This is a genomic window from Pseudomonas sp. Yb2C2, from assembly GCF_052112325.1.
GTDB classification, from domain to species: domain Bacteria; phylum Pseudomonadota; class Gammaproteobacteria; order Pseudomonadales; family Pseudomonadaceae; genus Aquipseudomonas; species Aquipseudomonas marginalis.
The window spans coordinates 38,590-52,899 of sequence record NZ_JAVAJK010000023.1 but is presented as its reverse complement, the minus strand read 5'-3'; the positions used below and the strand labels follow the sequence as shown (position 1 = coordinate 52,899).

Below are 14,310 nucleotides of genomic sequence, written 5' to 3'. Positions count from 1 at the left end.
CATGTTCTTAGCAAAGCAGCGCTTCGAGATTACAACCCGCAAGCCTGCAATCATAGACGCCGATTGCAAAACTTGCCTGCGGATTACTGAGCGGTCGGCCACGGCAGAATAGGAATCGCCGTCACCGCGTTCTGCGGGCTGCCTTCGATCAAGCGGTCACTGTAGACCAGGTACACCAGGGTATTGCGCTTCTTGTCGAGGAAACGCACCACCTGCATGGTCTTGAACACCAGCGAGGTGCGCTCCTTGAACACTTCGTCGCCGTCCTTGAGCTCGCCCTTGAAGCGAATCGGGCCGACCTGACGGCAGGCGATCGAGGCTTCGGCACGGTCTTCGGCCAAGCCCAGGCCACCTTTCACGCCGCCGGTCTTGGCGCGTGACAAATAGCAGGTCACACCGTCGACCTTGGGGTCATCGAACGCTTCGACCACAATCCGGTCGTTGGGGCCGACGAACTTGAACACCGTCGACACCTGGCCAACTTCTTCGGCCGAAGCCAGCAGCGGCAGGGCCAGCAGCAGGCCGAGCAATCCCTTCATCACGCGCATCGTGTATTCCCTTTGTTTAGACCAGGATCAGGTTATCGCGGTGAACCAGTTCCGGTTCCGCCATGTAACCCAAGAGTCCGACAATCGCGTCAGACGATTGTCCAATGATTTTCTGCGCTTCCAGGGCGCTGTAGTTGGCCAGGCCACGGGCGATCTCACGACCGTCGGGCGCCACGCACACCACCATCTCGCCACGGCGGAAGCTGCCCTGCACCAACTTGACGCCCACAGGCAGCAGGCTCTTGTGGCCCTGAGACAACGCCGACACCGCACCATCGTCGAGCACCAGGGTGCCGCGGGTTTGCAGGTGCCCGGCCAGCCATTGCTTGCGCGCCGCCAGCATGCCGCGTTCGGGCGACAGCAACGTACCGATGCGCTCACCCGCCTTGAGGCGATCCAGCACACGCTCCAGGCGCCCACCGACGATGATGGTGTGGGCCCCGGAACGTGCTGCCAGGCGTGCTGCGCGCAACTTGGTCTGCATGCCGCCACGCCCCAGGGCGCCGCCGACGCTGCCGGCCACGGCGTCGAGCGCCGGGTCATCAGCGCGCGCTTCGTAGATCAGTTGGGCATCGGGGTTGTGGCGCGGGTCGGCGTCGAACATGCCGTCGCGGTCGGTGAGGATCACCAGCAGGTCGGCCTCCACCAGGTTGGCCACCAGCGCGGCCAGGGTGTCGTTATCACCGAAACGGATCTCGTCGGTGACCACGGTGTCGTTCTCGTTGATCACCGGGATGACCTTAAGCTCCACCAACGCACGCAAGGTGCTGCGGGCGTTGAGGTAACGCTTGCGGTCGGACAGGTCATCGTGGGTCAGCAGGATCTGCGCCGTGTGGCGGCCATGCTCGGCAAAGCTGGATTCCCAGGCTTGCACCAGGCCCATCTGGCCGATGGCGGCGGCGGCTTGCAGTTCGTGCATCGCGCTGGGTCGCGCGGTCCAGCCGAGGCGGCTCATCCCGGCGGCAACCGCCCCGGACGACACCAGCACCAACTCGACACCCGCCTCATGCAAGGCCACCATCTGCTCGACCCAGACGCTCATGGCTGCACGATCCAGGCCTTTGCCATCTGCCGTCAGCAGCGCACTTCCGATCTTTACGACCCAGCGCTGCGCACCTGTCACTTTGCTCCGCATCATCTTCAACCTTAGATAGAGGGCCGCGCGACCCAGCGCTGGCCATAACGTTATACCCGGATACCAAAACGCCGCTCCAGGGAGCGGCGTTCGAGTTTATCGCAACCTATCAGTCGCGCACGTAAATGATTTCCGGACCGTCTTCATCATCCACGTCTTCTTCGTCCCAATCATCGTCGCCGATATCATGGACCGACTTCACGCCGCTGCGACGCAAGGCACGCTGGTCGTCCAGGGCCTGCAACTGGGCACGGGCCTCGTCTTCGATCTGCTGATCGAGTTCGGCGAGTTCGGCCTTGAATACCGGGTCGGCCGCCAGACGGTCGGCACGGTCTTCCAGGTAGCGCATGATGTCGCGGGTCAGGCGCTCGGTGCCTTCTTTGGCGATCGCCGAGATCACGTAGACCGGACCTGTCCATTCCAGGCGATCGACGATTTCCTTGACGCGCTCCTCGTGCTCTTCCTCGAGGATCTGGTCGCACTTGTTCAGCACCAACCAGCGATCACGCTCGGCCAGGGCCGGGCTGAACTTGGTCAGTTCGCTGACGATCACTTCGGCGGCGTCCGGTGCACTGGTGTCATCCAATGGCGCCATGTCGACGAGGTGCAGCAGCAAACGGGTGCGGGACAAATGCTTGAGGAAGCGAATCCCCAGGCCAGCACCGTCGGAAGCCCCTTCGATCAGGCCGGGAATGTCGGCGATCACGAAGCTTTTCCAGCGGTCGACGCTGACCACGCCCAGGTTTGGCACCAGGGTGGTGAACGGGTAGTCGGCGACTTTCGGCTTGGCGGCCGACACCGAGCGGATGAAGGTACTTTTGCCGGCGTTCGGCAGGCCCAGCAGGCCCACGTCAGCCAGTACTTTCATTTCCAGCTTCAGGTCGCGCTGCTCGCCCGGCTTGCCCGGCGTGGTCTGGCGCGGTGCACGGTTGGTACTGGACTTGAATCGGGTGTTACCCAGACCGTGCCAGCCGCCCTGTACAACCATCAGTTTCTGGCCGGCCTTGGTCAGGTCGCCAATCACTTCCTGGGTCGCGGAGTCGATGATCGTGGTGCCGACCGGTACACGCAGTACCAGGTCTTCGCCTTTTTTACCGGTGCAGTCGGTGCTGCCGCCGTTGGAGCCACGCTCGGCATCGAAGTGCCGGGTGTAACGGTAGTCGACCAGGGTGTTGAGGTTTTCGTCGGCCATCATGTAGATGGAACCGCCGTCACCGCCGTCACCGCCGTTAGGGCCACCGTTTTCGATGAATTTTTCGCGACGGAAACTCATGCAACCGTTACCGCCGTCGCCTGCTTTTACTCGGATGGAAACTTCATCAACGAACTTCATAACAAAACGCCTCTCGCCGCATGGACGAGCTTAAGAAACCAAGACATAAGACTCTTGCAAAAATGAGCGCAGGGACCTCAATCAACAGCCGCAAATCCAGCTGCTCGAGCCCATTACAAACAGCTTTGCAAGAGACTCACTCCACAAACGAAAAAGCCCCGTCGCAAGACAGGGCTTTTCCAGCGATCGCGCAATTAAGCGGCGACAACGCTCACGTAACGGCGGTTGAACGCGCCTTTTACTTCAAACTTGATCACGCCTTCGATTTTCGCGAAGAGGGTGTGATCTTTACCCATGCCAACACCGTAACCGGCGTGGAATTGGGTGCCGCGCTGACGCACGATGATGTTGCCCGGAATGATTTTCTGGCCGCCATACATCTTAACGCCAAGGCGTTTGGCTTCTGAGTCGCGACCGTTACGGGTACTACCACCAGCTTTTTTGTGTGCCATGAGTCAATTCTCCTAGTGAGGAATTAGGCTGAAATTAAGCCTGAATACCGGTGATTTTGATCTCGGTGTACCACTGGCGGTGGCCCATACGCTTCATGTGGTGCTTACGACGACGGAACTTGATGATGCGGACTTTATCGTGACGACCTTGGGAGATCACTTCAGCCACAACGGTAGCGCCAGCAACAACTGGAGCGCCGATGTTCACGTCATCGCCATTGGCGACCAACAGAACGCGATCAAAGGTAACGGATTCGCCGGTAGCGATTTCCAGTTTTTCGATCTTCAGGTATTCACCTGGGGCGACCTTGTATTGCTTGCCACCAGTAACAATTACTGCGTACGACATGGTATTTCTCCGATAATCCTGCTCACCCAGCGCTTTATAAGAAGAGGTATTGGCTGGCATGGCTGCATGGGATGGACGTCCCGAATGCAATTGCGTAAGGCAGGTGCTGCCCAGGAAGTTCAGGGTGCGCGATTGTACGCAAGGTAAATGGGTGTTGCAAGTGGCCGTCTATCGCGCCTTGACACCCGGGGGTCAGGGTCCTAGCATGCCGCGCAACCCTTCTGGAGCGACTGTCGCTGATGCAACCCCAAGCTTTCTACCGCGCGGTCGCGGACGATTTTAGCGCCGTCGACGGCATCATCAAGCAGCAGCTGACGTCTAAAGTGCCGCTGGTCTCCAAAATTGGCGACTATATTACGTCGGCGGGCGGTAAACGCCTGCGTCCTTTATTAGTGCTGCTGTGTGGCAAGGCCCTGGGCCGCGAAGGCGATGACCTGCGCCTGCTGGCCGCCACCATCGAGTTCCTGCACACCGCGACCCTGCTGCATGACGACGTGGTCGACATGTCCGGCATGCGCCGTGGCCGCGAGACCGCCAATGCGATGTGGGGCAATGCCCCGAGCGTGCTGGTGGGCGACTTCCTGTACTCGCGCTCGTTCGAAATGATGGTCGAGCTGGGCTCGATGCCGGTGATGAAGATTCTTTCCCAGGCCACGCGCATCATCGCTGAAGGCGAAGTGCTGCAGCTGTCCAAGGTCCGCGACGCCAGCACCACCGAAGAAACCTATATGGAAGTGATTCGCGGCAAGACCGCGATGCTCTTCGAAGCCTCCACACACAGTGCCGCCGCGCTCTGTGGCGCGACCGCCGAGCAGGCCGAAGCCCTGCGTACCTTTGGCGACCATCTGGGCGTGGCATTCCAGCTGGTGGACGACCTGCTCGACTACCGTGGCGATGCAGAGACCCTGGGCAAGAACGTCGGCGACGACCTGGCCGAAGGCAAACCGACCTTGCCGCTGATCTACACCATGCGCGAAGGCACGCCGGAACAGGCGGCCCTGGTGCGCAAGGCGATCCAGAAAGGCGGGATAGAAGACCTGGAGGCCATCCGCGCTGCCGTGGAAGCTTCCGGCTCCCTGGAGTACACCGCGCAACTGGCGCGTGACTACGTGGCCCGTGCGATCAAGTGCCTGGAAGCCCTTCCGGCCAGCGAGTACCGGGATGCCCTGGTTGAGCTGAGTGAGTTTGCGGTCGCCCGTACTCACTAAGCCATACCTACAATGTGGGAGGGGGCTTGCTCCCGATCGCGGTGGATCAGCCAGTCAATATATCGACTGGAACACCGTCATCGGGGCAAGCCCCCTCCCACATTTGGATTTCATACAGCCTGCAACATCACAAAACCCTATATAATGTGCGACTTTTAGTCATCCCTGAATCTCAAGGAGCTTTAGTGAGCACGTTGCCACCCTGCCCGAAATGCAATTCCGAGTACACCTATGAAGACGGCGCCCAGCTGATCTGCCCGGAATGCGCCCATGAGTGGTCCGCCAATGGCGAGGCCGAAGCAGCCGGCGATGAAACCGTGAAGAAAGACTCTGTGGGCAACGTCCTGCAGGACGGCGACACCATCACCGTGATCAAAGACCTCAAGGTCAAGGGTACGTCCCTGGTCGTGAAGGTCGGCACCAAGGTCAAGAACATCCGCCTGTGCGACGGCGACCACGATATCGATTGCAAGATCGACGGTATCGGCCCGATGAAACTCAAGTCCGAGTTCGTGCGCAAAGTCTGAACCTGCTGCATCCATCCCGCGCCCGCGCGGGATGGCGTTTTGCCCTCCCTGTTGACCCCTCGCAATATCCACACAGAAAAACCAGGAAACTGCCAATAGGCACTTGCTATTCTACGAATAAGAATTATTCTCATTGAAACCCATCAAGGAGATGTACCCATGACTTATTTGATAGATGCCTGGCTCGACCGCCCACACCCTTACCTGCGCATCCTTCATCGGGAAACCGGCGAAGTCTGTGCGGTGCTGGAAGAAGAAGCGCTGAATGAATTGCAGGATCAGGGTGACCTGGACGTCAACGGCCTGAGTTCGAGTGAACCAGGAGTGCTCAAGGAAGTGGTGCGTAATCTGTTTCTGTTCTGCTATGCCCGAGCGTTGCGCCCGGCGACGGAGCTCAATGGCAAATTTCATCCATGAGGAAACCAGCAAAACACTGTAGGAGCGAGCTTGCTCGCGAAGACCGCATAAACAACGCGCTCATCCAGGATGCCCGCGTCATCGTTGACGTTTTTCGCGAGCAAGCTCGCTCCTACAGGTAATCAAAAGCAGGTCTTACAGAACGTCGAGCAGTTCGACGTCGAATACCAGCACGCTGTGCGGCGGAATGCTGCCAACGCCTTGAGCGCCGTAAGCCAATTCGCTCGGCACGTACAGGCGCCATTTGCTGCCGGCATTCATCAGTTGCAGGGCTTCGGTCCAGCCGGCGATCACGCCGCCTACCGGGAATTCTGCAGGCTGGCCACGCTCGTAGGAGCTGTCGAACACCGTGCCGTCGATCAAGGTGCCGTGGTAGTGAGTACGAACCTGGTCTTCACGGGTCGGCTTGGCGCCGTCACCGGCGGTCAGCACTTCAAATTGCAGACCGGAAGCCAGGGTGGTGATGCCATCACGCTTGGCGTTTTCAGCCAGGAACGCCAGGCCAGCGCCTGCGGCGGCTTCAGCCTTGGCAGCAGCCTCGGCTTGCATGATTTCGCGGATGACCTTGAAGCTGGCGGCCATTTGCTCCTGGTCAACACGGCTTGGTTTGCCGGCGAATGCATCGGTCAGGCCAGCCAGGATCGCGTCCAGGCTCACACCCGGTGGTGGGTTGTCGCGCAGTTGGTCGCCCAACTGACGGCCGATACCGTAGCTGACGCGGGTTTCGTCGGTGGACAGATTAACTTCGGACATGAAGAGGCTCCGCTGTAGGGCAGCACTGGAAACAGTGATGTGCGCGCCGCCCTGAACTAAAAGGGCCAGCAGACTAGCACACAAGACCCGCTCGTGATGAGCCCTGCACGGCAGAGCGGCACCGGGATCGCGACGCTTCGTCGCACGCACGATAAAAGCGCTTCAGATTCAAACCCTTTCGCCGATACAGGCCTACACACCTTGGCTGGCTCAAACAACAACACCGTCCAGCAGACAAAAAATCACCTTCGCGGAGCATTCGATGAACAGCTGGTTCGGTAACATCAGCGTCAACCTCAAACTGGGCCTGGGCTTTGGCCTGGTACTGGTCCTCACCTCAATCCTGGCCTTCACCGGCTGGACCAGCCTCGGCAGCCTGATCGACCGTAGTAACTGGATGAGCGATATCACCCAGCTCAACGCGTCGCTGACCAAACTGCGCATCGTGCGCCTGCAATACATGCTCGCTAACGGCGACGAAGCCGTGGCGCAGAACGTGCAGACCAGCCTGGACACCTTCGCTGCCCAGCAACAGAAACTCCTGGACAGCTTCAAGAGCCCGGAAAACGTCAAGCTGCTCAACGAGCAGAAAGCCATCATCACGGCTTATCAGCAATCCCTGAACAAAATGCGTGAGGCTTACCGTAACGGTAATACCTCTCGCCAAATGATGGGCGACAAGGCCGATATCGCCAACGCCCAAATCGACGCGCTGGAAGCCAGTGTGAAGCAAATGCCCGACAGCGCGGAGCACCTTGCACAGTTCCAGGCCGTGGCCGACGCCAAGATGCAGTTCCAGTTGGCCCGCTATGAAGTACGTGGCTACACCGGCAACGTCAACCCGGATACCGAAGCCCGCGCTGCCGCACAAATCGAAAAAGCCATCAGTGGCTTGAAAGACCTCAGCGCCGCCTTCGGCGCCAGCCAGCAAAGCGCACTGACCTCTTTGGAAACCGCCCTTGGCGCCTATCGCAGCGCCGTGCAGAACTACAAGGCCGCCAACGCCAACATTGTCGCCGCCCGTGCTGAAATGACCACCCAGGGTGCCGACATCGTCACCATCAGTGACAAGCTCTACGACATCCAGTTGAACCGCCGTGACGCCGAAAGTGCACAAGCCCGTAGCCTGCAATTGATCAGCACCTTGCTTGCACTGCTGGTCGGCATCATTGCTGCCTGGGTGATCACCCGCCAGATCACCCGCCCGATCCAGGAAACCCTGGCCGTGGTTGAGCGCATCGCCTCCGGCGACCTGAGCCACAATATCCAGGTCACCCGTCGCGATGAGCTGGGCGTACTGCAACAAGGCATCCAGCGCATGGGCACCACCTTGCGTGAACTGATCAGCGGGATTCGCGACGGCGTGACCCAGATCGCCAGCGCCGCCGAAGAACTGTCGGCCGTCACCGAGCAGACCAGCGCCGGTGTGAACAGCCAGAAGATCGAGACCGATCAGGTCGCCACGGCAATGCACGAAATGACCGCCACCGTGCAGGAAGTCGCACGCAACGCCGAACAAGCTTCTCTGGCCGCCGCCGACGCTGACGGCCAGGCCCGCGCAGGCGATAAAGTGGTGGCCGAGGCCATCGCCCAGATCGAACGCCTGGCCGCCGAAGTGGAACGTTCCACCGATGCCATGGCGCACCTGCAACAAGAGAGCAACAAGATCGGCAGCGTGATGGACGTGATCAAGGCGGTGGCCGAACAGACCAACTTGCTGGCCCTCAACGCAGCGATCGAAGCGGCGCGTGCCGGTGAAGCCGGTCGCGGCTTTGCCGTGGTCGCCGACGAAGTGCGCGGCCTGGCCCAGCGCACGCAGAAATCCACCGAGGAAATCGAAGGCCTGGTCGCCGGTTTGCAGAACGGCACCCAGCAAGTCGCCAACGTGATGAACAACAGCCGCAGCCTCACCGACAGCAGTGTCGAACTGACGCGCAAGGCCGGTGTGTCACTGGAAAACATTACCCGCACGGTGTCGAACATCCAGTCGATGAACCAGCAGATCGCCGCCGCTGCCGAACAACAAAGCGCCGTGGCCGAAGAGATCAGCCGCAGCATCGTGAATGTGCGTGACGTGTCCGAGCAGACCGCCACCGCGAGCGATGAGACGGCAAAATCGAGCGTGGAACTGGCACGTTTGGGTAGCCAGTTGCAGCAGATGGTCAGTCACTTCCGGGTTTAAGAAACCAAAAAGCCGCTTCGGTATTACCCGAAGCGGCTCCACTTCTCAGACGTTAGCGGTCATCGAAGCTGTCCCGCAGGAACTTCCATACGTGATAAGCACGTAGGCAGTTCACTACGAGGTTCCATGTACGTCGTGCAAACTTAGACATACTCAGCCCTCTGTAAGTTGGGCCTTACCTCCAGCACACTTACCGGAACATGTGGGCCTTAGGATGCTGGTCATAGCTTCCGATGAGGCGGCCGGGCTTTGGTTCCTCCCGCATAAATCCGGCACGGATTACTAGCCCGTGGCGTTCGGTCCATAATTCCGCGCGCATACCCAGCCACCTACAAACGACATACTTGGAACGGGGGTGATACTAACCAACATCTTCATCGAAGGTGTGACGGGCGATGAGAAAACCCTCCGCAGAGCTCCGCTAATTTATTGCCAATTCTTGCCACCGTTTTTTTTAAACATTCAGTGAAATGCGTGAAAATCGTCGGCCTTGGCCAGTCCTTGCGGGGCGCGACAATCGGCAGTAGTATTCTTCTCGCTGGTCATAGCTTCCGCTGAATATGCAACCCCAGCTACTAACCGGGATTGCAATAAAAAACCGCCCTACTAAGGCGGTTTTTTATTGTCTGCGATTTGCCTCTCAGCCCTCACCTTCCTCAACAAACACCACCCGATTCCCAAACGGATCCTTGATGCTCATCTCCCGCGATCCCCAAGGCGTTTCCTCAACCCCAGGCTTGGCGTAACGGTAATCCTTGCCTGCCAACTGCTGCTGGTACGTGTCCACCCCTTGCGCCTGAATCCGCACCGCCGCGCCCGGCGAAGCATCGCCATGATGTTCGGACAGGTGCAGCACACAATCGCCCAGCGACACTTGCAGATAGAGTGGATAATTCGCCTCAAAGCGATGCTGCCAATCGACCTTGAACCCCAGGAAGTCGACGTAGAACTCCAAGGCCTTGGCCTCATCGAAAATCCGCAGGATGGGGGTAACTTTTCCTAAGTGCATGGCAACCGCTCCGTGTATGAAAGCGCCCACTATAGAGTCGAAAACCCATCACGCAAATCCCCACTGCGCGCCAGGAATCGCCCCGATCGCTGACCGTTCGCCCGACCATCGCTGTAGCTCAATACGCCGTTGACCCACACGCCATCAATGCCTTGCGCTGCACGCTGAGGTTCATTGAAGTCCGCCACATCCCGTACCCGCAACGGGTCGAACAACACAAGGTCGGCCCAGTGCCCTTCACGAATTTCACCACGCTCGGATAACCCAAAACGCGCTGCCGACAAGCCGGTCATCTTGTGCACGGCGGTATGCAACGGGAACAACCCGACATCCCGGCTGAAATGCCCCAGCACCCGTGGAAACGCCCCCCACAAGCGTGGGTGTGGAAACGGATCTTCGGGCAACCCATCAGACCCCACCATCGACAATGGATGCGCAAGGATGCGTCGCACATCCGCTTCATCCATCCCGTAGTACACCGCCCCCGCAGGCTGCAGACGACGAGCGGCGTCCATCAACGAGACGTCCCATTCGCCGGCAATGTCCTGCAAGTCGCGCCCACCCACTTCCGGGTGCGGCGTCGACCAGGTAATCGTGATGCGAAACGCGTCGGTCACCTGCTTGAGGTCCAGGGTCGAGGAACTGGCCGCATAGGGATAACAATCACACCCCACCGGATGGGTTTTAGCCGCTGATTCCAACGCTGCCAACAGCTGCGGACTACGCCCCCAGTTCCCCGCTCCCGCACATTTGAGGTGGGAAATGATCACCGGTACCTGTGCGTGCCGGCCAATCAGAAAAGCCTCGTCCATCGCCTCCAGCACCGGTTCGAATTCGCTGCGCAAATGGGTGGTGTACACCGCACCGAAGGACGTGAGTTCTTCACTCAGTTGCAGCACTTCATCGGTCTCGGCACTGAACGCGCTGGCGTAGGCCAGGCCTGTGGATAAACCGAGGGCGCCGGCCTCGAGACTCTCGTGCAACTGCACGCGCATGGCGGCGATTTCATCCGGTGTGGCAGTGCGATGCAGGTCGTCCATGTGGTTACTGCGCAGCGCCGTGTGACCGATCAATGCCGCAACGTTGACCGCTGGATGAGCGCTTTCAACGGCGCTGCGATAGTCGCTGAAACGGGGATAAACAAACGCTGCAGCGCTGCCCAACAAGTTCATCGGGTCCGGCGGATCGCTGCGCAAACTCACCGGTGAGGCGCTGATGCCACAGTTGCCGACAATCACCGTGGTCACGCCCTGGCTGAGCTTGGGCAGCATCTGTGGCTGGCGGATGACCACCGTGTCGTCATGGGTGTGGACATCGATAAAGCCCGGCGCCAGCACACGGCCAGTCGCATCGATTTCATGCGCGGCCACCGCCGTCGATAAGTCGCCAATGGTCTCGATGCGCCCGTCACGCAGCCCCACATCGGCGACAAACCCTTCGGTGTTGCTGCCATCGATGATCAGCGCCTGGCGAATCAGCGTGTCGTACGTCATATCAATCTCCAAGCGGCAGGCTGTCAGGGCCGCCGCGATAATCGTCGAGGGCCAGCTTGATCCGGCGCAAACGTTCCTGGTTGTCGTCGGGCAGGGCCAGCGCCAGCTCGGTGGCGAGCAGGTCGATGGCCAGCAGCATGCCGTAGCGCGCCGCCGTGGGTTTGTAGATAAAACTGGTTTCGGCCGGTTGCAGCGGCAGCAGCACATCCGCCAACTGCGCCAGGGGCGAGTCGGCCAGGGTGATGGCGACGATGCGCGCGTCGTAGTTGCGAGCCAGCGCCACCACATCAAGCAACTCGGGGGTGAGGCCGGTGAGCGAGCAGACGATCAGCGCGTGTTCCGGCCCCAGGGTTGCCGCCGTGACACGCATCATCACCGGGTCGTGGCTGGCGGCAATCGGGTAGCCCAGGCGAACCAGGCGCACCTGCAATTCATCGCTGCACAAACTCGACGGCCCGCCCATGCCGAACGCGTGGATCATCCGCGCCTTGCCCAGCAGGTTGACCGCATCGACAAAGCTGGCCTGGTTGAAACCCGACAAATGCTGGCGCAGCGTCGCCTCGATATCGCTAAGAATCTGCCGATGAAACGCCGACTGCTCAGGCAACCCCGCCGGGTCCAGGAAGCGGCTGCCGACGCCGCTGGCCTGGGCCAGTTGCAGGCGCAGATCGCGCAAGTCCCGGCAACCGACACTGCGGGCAAACCGCGATAAGGTCGCGGTACTGACCTCGGCCCGTTGGGACAGCTCTTCCAGGCTGGCGGAGGCGGCAAAGCCCACATCCTCCAGCATCAGCCTGGCGATACGCCCTTCGCCGGCGCTGAAGGAATCCTGGCGGGCGCGGATCTGGTAGAGGATGTCCATGGAGGCTCCGGGTTACAAAATGCAGGACAGACCGTAAGTCAGACCGAAGGCAACCACAGAGATCAGGGTCTCCAATACGGTCCAGGTCTTGAAGGTCTGGATCACCGTCATATTGAAGTATTCCTTGATCAGCCAGAAGCCGCCGTCGTTAACGTGGGAAAAGATCACCGAACCCGCGCCAGTAGCCAACACCAGCAATTCCGGGTGTGGATAACCCAGGCCCAGGGCGACCGGGGCTACCACGCCCGAAGCCGTAGTCATGGCTACCGTGGCTGAGCCCGTCGCAATCCGCATCAACGCCGCGAACAGCCAGCCCATCACCAGCGGCGACAAGTGGAAGGCATGGGCTAGGCCGAGGATCTCATGAGTGACGCCTGCATCCACGAGGATCCGGTTCAGGCCACCGCCCGCGCCCACCAGCAAGGTGATACTCGCGGTCGGCGCCAGGCATTCATTGGTGAACCTGAGGATCGACTCGCGGTTGAAGCCCTGCGCCAGGCCCAGGGTCCAGAAACTCACCAGGGTCGCCACCAGCAGCGCGATCACCGAGTTGCCGATAAACAGCAGGAACTGGTTGAAGCCCGTACCCGGGGTGGAAATCACGTTGGCCCAACCGCCGATCATCATCAGCACCACCGGCAACAGGATGGTGCCCATGGTCAGTGCAAAGCTCGGCAAACGCTCACGGGGTTCGCGCTCGATGAACTGGCGTTCCAGCGGGTTTTCCGCCGGCAGGTGAATACGCGGCACGATGAATTTGGCGTACACCGGGCCGGCGATGATCGCCGTCGGGATACCGATGAGGATCGCATAGAGCACGGTCTGCCCCACCGACGCGTTATACGCCAGCACGGCCATCATCGCCGCCGGGTGCGGCGGCACCAACGCATGCACCACCGACAAGCCGGCAACCATTGGCAGGCCGACCATCAGGATCGACACCCCCACGCGCCGCGCCACGGTAAAGGCGATCGGCACCAGCAATACAAAGCCCACTTCGAAAAACAGCGGCAGCCCCACCAGGAAGGCGATGCACACCATGGCCCAATGGGCATTACGTTCGCCGAAACGGTTGATCAGCGTGCGCGCCACCTGCTCGGCGCCACCGGACTCGGCCATCATCTTGCCGAGCATGGTGCCCAGCGCCACGACCAGGGCGATATGCCCCAGGGTTTTGCCGACGCCCGCCTCGTAGGAACCCATGATGGTGTCCGCCGGCATCCCGGCCATCAGCGCCAGGCCGATGGACACCAGGGTGATGACGATAAACGGGTTGAGCCGGTAACGTGCGATCAGCACGATCAAAGCAATGATGGCGATGGCAGCGTATGCCAACAGCCCGAAGCCCGGTGATGCGGCCATGCGGTACTCCTCGGAAAGGGTCACGTCGAATTGGTTGTGAAACTCATAAATCATTACCGAGGAGCATTTTCAAATTTTATGAAAGTAACTTTCGCCCACAGATAAGCGCTGTCGCGTTGGGGTATGCCCAAGGGCCGCGCATGAAAATTCGGGGGGTGTTCTTACATGAAGTTCAGAGAAGGCTGGAAACTCAACGAAGAGGCTTGAGTCATAGAATGCACATCCACCGATGCCAGGAAAATCGAGCATGATTCGCACCACACTCGCCGCCGGCGCCCTGCTTCTCGCCGTGTGCGGCACTGCCGCCGCTGCCGACAACCCGGCGCTGAAAAAATGCATGGACGGCGCCAATACCACTGCCGACATGGTCAGCTGCAACGTCAAGGAAACCAAGGTGCAAGACACGCGCCTGAACAAAGCCTACAAAACCGCCCTCGCCGCCCAGGAAGGCAACCGCAGGCAGCAACTGCAGGACCTGCAGCGCCTGTGGATCAAGTACCGTGACGCCAATTGTGCCTTCGTCGGCTCGGCTACCGGCGGCACCATCGACCAGGTCAACGGCACCGGCTGCGTGCTGGACATGACCCAGACCCGCGCCCAGGAACTGGAAGACCTGGTCGGGCCGTAATGCAAGGCTGCATCGCCCTCTGTAGGAGCGAGCTTGCTCGCGAAGATCGCCA

The 14,310-nt window shown here is 60.2% G+C and carries 15 protein-coding genes and 1 pseudogene; 6 read left to right on the top strand and 10 right to left on the bottom strand.

Going from position 1 to position 14,310, the window contains the following annotated elements; genetic code table 11:
- Positions 1-83 precede the first annotated feature (83 nt).
- The 5 genes from Q8X51_RS26145 to rplU all read right to left on the bottom strand — a co-directional run bounded on the left by Q8X51_RS26145 (position 84) and on the right by rplU (position 3,817).
- The gene (locus Q8X51_RS26145) at positions 84-548 is read right to left on the bottom strand and encodes a CreA family protein (protein ID WP_027607650.1); all 465 of its coding nucleotides are present in this window, start codon (positions 546-548) and stop codon (positions 84-86) included.
- Positions 549-564: 16 nt separating this feature from the next.
- On the bottom strand, positions 565-1,683 hold the full coding sequence (gene proB, locus Q8X51_RS26140; RefSeq protein ID WP_065925971.1) for a glutamate 5-kinase: 1,119 nt from the start codon (positions 1,681-1,683) through the stop codon (positions 565-567).
- 109 nt (positions 1,684-1,792) lie between these two features.
- Complete coding sequence (gene cgtA, locus Q8X51_RS26135) at positions 1,793-3,016, bottom strand: Obg family GTPase CgtA (RefSeq protein ID WP_015885843.1); 1,224 nt, start codon at positions 3,014-3,016, stop codon at positions 1,793-1,795.
- Between the two features lie 194 nt (positions 3,017-3,210).
- On the bottom strand, positions 3,211-3,468 hold the full coding sequence (gene rpmA, locus Q8X51_RS26130; RefSeq protein WP_003176049.1) for a 50S ribosomal protein L27: 258 nt from the start codon (positions 3,466-3,468) through the stop codon (positions 3,211-3,213).
- A gap of 34 nt (positions 3,469-3,502) precedes the next feature.
- The gene (gene rplU, locus Q8X51_RS26125; RefSeq protein ID WP_003176051.1) at positions 3,503-3,817 is read right to left on the bottom strand and encodes a 50S ribosomal protein L21; all 315 of its coding nucleotides are present in this window, start codon (positions 3,815-3,817) and stop codon (positions 3,503-3,505) included.
- 239 nt (positions 3,818-4,056) lie between these two features.
- Between rplU and Q8X51_RS26120 the strand changes: the two genes are divergently transcribed.
- The 3 genes from Q8X51_RS26120 to Q8X51_RS26110 all read left to right on the top strand — a co-directional run bounded on the left by Q8X51_RS26120 (position 4,057) and on the right by Q8X51_RS26110 (position 5,969).
- Positions 4,057-5,025, top strand: a complete 969-nt coding sequence (locus Q8X51_RS26120; protein ID WP_407694722.1) for a polyprenyl synthetase family protein — start codon at positions 4,057-4,059, stop codon at positions 5,023-5,025.
- Between the two features lie 185 nt (positions 5,026-5,210).
- On the top strand, positions 5,211-5,552 hold the full coding sequence (locus tag Q8X51_RS26115; protein WP_017254008.1) for a zinc ribbon domain-containing protein YjdM: 342 nt from the start codon (positions 5,211-5,213) through the stop codon (positions 5,550-5,552).
- Between the two features lie 159 nt (positions 5,553-5,711).
- Positions 5,712-5,969 (top strand): PA4570 family protein, encoded by a 258-nt coding sequence (locus tag Q8X51_RS26110; protein WP_003194088.1) that lies wholly within the window; start codon positions 5,712-5,714, stop codon positions 5,967-5,969.
- Between the two features lie 135 nt (positions 5,970-6,104).
- Here the strand turns inward: Q8X51_RS26110 and Q8X51_RS26105 are convergent, their stop codons facing one another.
- Complete coding sequence (locus tag Q8X51_RS26105; protein WP_003176055.1) at positions 6,105-6,722, bottom strand: FKBP-type peptidyl-prolyl cis-trans isomerase; 618 nt, start codon at positions 6,720-6,722, stop codon at positions 6,105-6,107.
- A 262-nt stretch (positions 6,723-6,984) separates the two neighbouring features.
- Here Q8X51_RS26105 and Q8X51_RS26100 point away from each other — a divergent pair.
- Both Q8X51_RS26100 and Q8X51_RS26095 read left to right on the top strand, forming a co-directional pair.
- A pseudogene (locus Q8X51_RS26100) lies at positions 6,985-8,001 on the top strand (methyl-accepting chemotaxis protein); the annotation flags it as partial.
- A 39-nt stretch (positions 8,002-8,040) separates the two neighbouring features.
- Positions 8,041-8,904 (top strand): methyl-accepting chemotaxis protein, encoded by an 864-nt coding sequence (locus Q8X51_RS26095; RefSeq protein WP_370671263.1) that lies wholly within the window; start codon positions 8,041-8,043, stop codon positions 8,902-8,904.
- A gap of 640 nt (positions 8,905-9,544) precedes the next feature.
- Here Q8X51_RS26095 and Q8X51_RS26090 read toward each other — a convergent pair.
- From Q8X51_RS26090 to Q8X51_RS26075, 4 genes are read right to left on the bottom strand one after another with little or no spacing between them, the layout of a single operon-like run.
- Positions 9,545-9,913: a glyoxalase superfamily protein gene (locus Q8X51_RS26090; RefSeq protein ID WP_027607654.1), complete on the bottom strand. Its 369-nt coding sequence runs from the start codon at positions 9,911-9,913 to the stop codon at positions 9,545-9,547.
- 29 nt (positions 9,914-9,942) lie between these two features.
- On the bottom strand, positions 9,943-11,406 hold the full coding sequence (locus Q8X51_RS26085) for an N-acyl-D-amino-acid deacylase family protein (RefSeq protein ID WP_065925968.1): 1,464 nt from the start codon (positions 11,404-11,406) through the stop codon (positions 9,943-9,945).
- Between the two features lies 1 nt (position 11,407).
- Positions 11,408-12,268 (bottom strand): MurR/RpiR family transcriptional regulator, encoded by an 861-nt coding sequence (locus Q8X51_RS26080; protein ID WP_065947215.1) that lies wholly within the window; start codon positions 12,266-12,268, stop codon positions 11,408-11,410.
- A gap of 12 nt (positions 12,269-12,280) precedes the next feature.
- Positions 12,281-13,630 (bottom strand): GntT/GntP/DsdX family permease, encoded by a 1,350-nt coding sequence (locus Q8X51_RS26075; RefSeq protein WP_235865606.1) that lies wholly within the window; start codon positions 13,628-13,630, stop codon positions 12,281-12,283.
- A 247-nt stretch (positions 13,631-13,877) separates the two neighbouring features.
- Between Q8X51_RS26075 and Q8X51_RS26070 the strand changes: the two genes are divergently transcribed.
- Complete coding sequence (locus tag Q8X51_RS26070; RefSeq protein WP_065925965.1) at positions 13,878-14,258, top strand: lysozyme inhibitor LprI family protein; 381 nt, start codon at positions 13,878-13,880, stop codon at positions 14,256-14,258.
- Positions 14,259-14,310: the final 52 nt, after the last annotated feature.

Bases quoted from the DNA above. Each gene is read 5' to 3' on its own strand.
- Q8X51_RS26105 (WP_003176055.1), bottom strand. From the start codon at position 6,722: ATGTCCGAAGTTAATCTGTCCACCGACGAAACCCGCGTCAGCTACGGT.
- Q8X51_RS26110 (WP_003194088.1), top strand. From the start codon at position 5,712: ATGACTTATTTGATAGATGCCTGGCTCGACCGCCCACACCCTTACCTG.
- Q8X51_RS26120 (WP_407694722.1), top strand. From the start codon at position 4,057: ATGCAACCCCAAGCTTTCTACCGCGCGGTCGCGGACGATTTTAGCGCC.
- Q8X51_RS26075 (WP_235865606.1), bottom strand. From the start codon at position 13,630: ATGGCCGCATCACCGGGCTTCGGGCTGTTGGCATACGCTGCCATCGCC.
- Q8X51_RS26085 (WP_065925968.1), bottom strand. From the start codon at position 11,406: ATGACGTACGACACGCTGATTCGCCAGGCGCTGATCATCGATGGCAGC.
- Q8X51_RS26070 (WP_065925965.1), top strand. From the start codon at position 13,878: ATGATTCGCACCACACTCGCCGCCGGCGCCCTGCTTCTCGCCGTGTGC.
- Q8X51_RS26080 (WP_065947215.1), bottom strand. From the start codon at position 12,268: ATGGACATCCTCTACCAGATCCGCGCCCGCCAGGATTCCTTCAGCGCC.
- Q8X51_RS26095 (WP_370671263.1), top strand. From the start codon at position 8,041: ATGGGCACCACCTTGCGTGAACTGATCAGCGGGATTCGCGACGGCGTG.
- rpmA (WP_003176049.1), bottom strand. From the start codon at position 3,468: ATGGCACACAAAAAAGCTGGTGGTAGTACCCGTAACGGTCGCGACTCA.
- rplU (WP_003176051.1), bottom strand. From the start codon at position 3,817: ATGTCGTACGCAGTAATTGTTACTGGTGGCAAGCAATACAAGGTCGCC.
- Q8X51_RS26090 (WP_027607654.1), bottom strand. From the start codon at position 9,913: ATGCACTTAGGAAAAGTTACCCCCATCCTGCGGATTTTCGATGAGGCC.
- proB (WP_065925971.1), bottom strand. From the start codon at position 1,683: ATGCGGAGCAAAGTGACAGGTGCGCAGCGCTGGGTCGTAAAGATCGGA.
- cgtA (WP_015885843.1), bottom strand. From the start codon at position 3,016: ATGAAGTTCGTTGATGAAGTTTCCATCCGAGTAAAAGCAGGCGACGGC.
- Q8X51_RS26145 (WP_027607650.1), bottom strand. From the start codon at position 548: ATGCGCGTGATGAAGGGATTGCTCGGCCTGCTGCTGGCCCTGCCGCTG.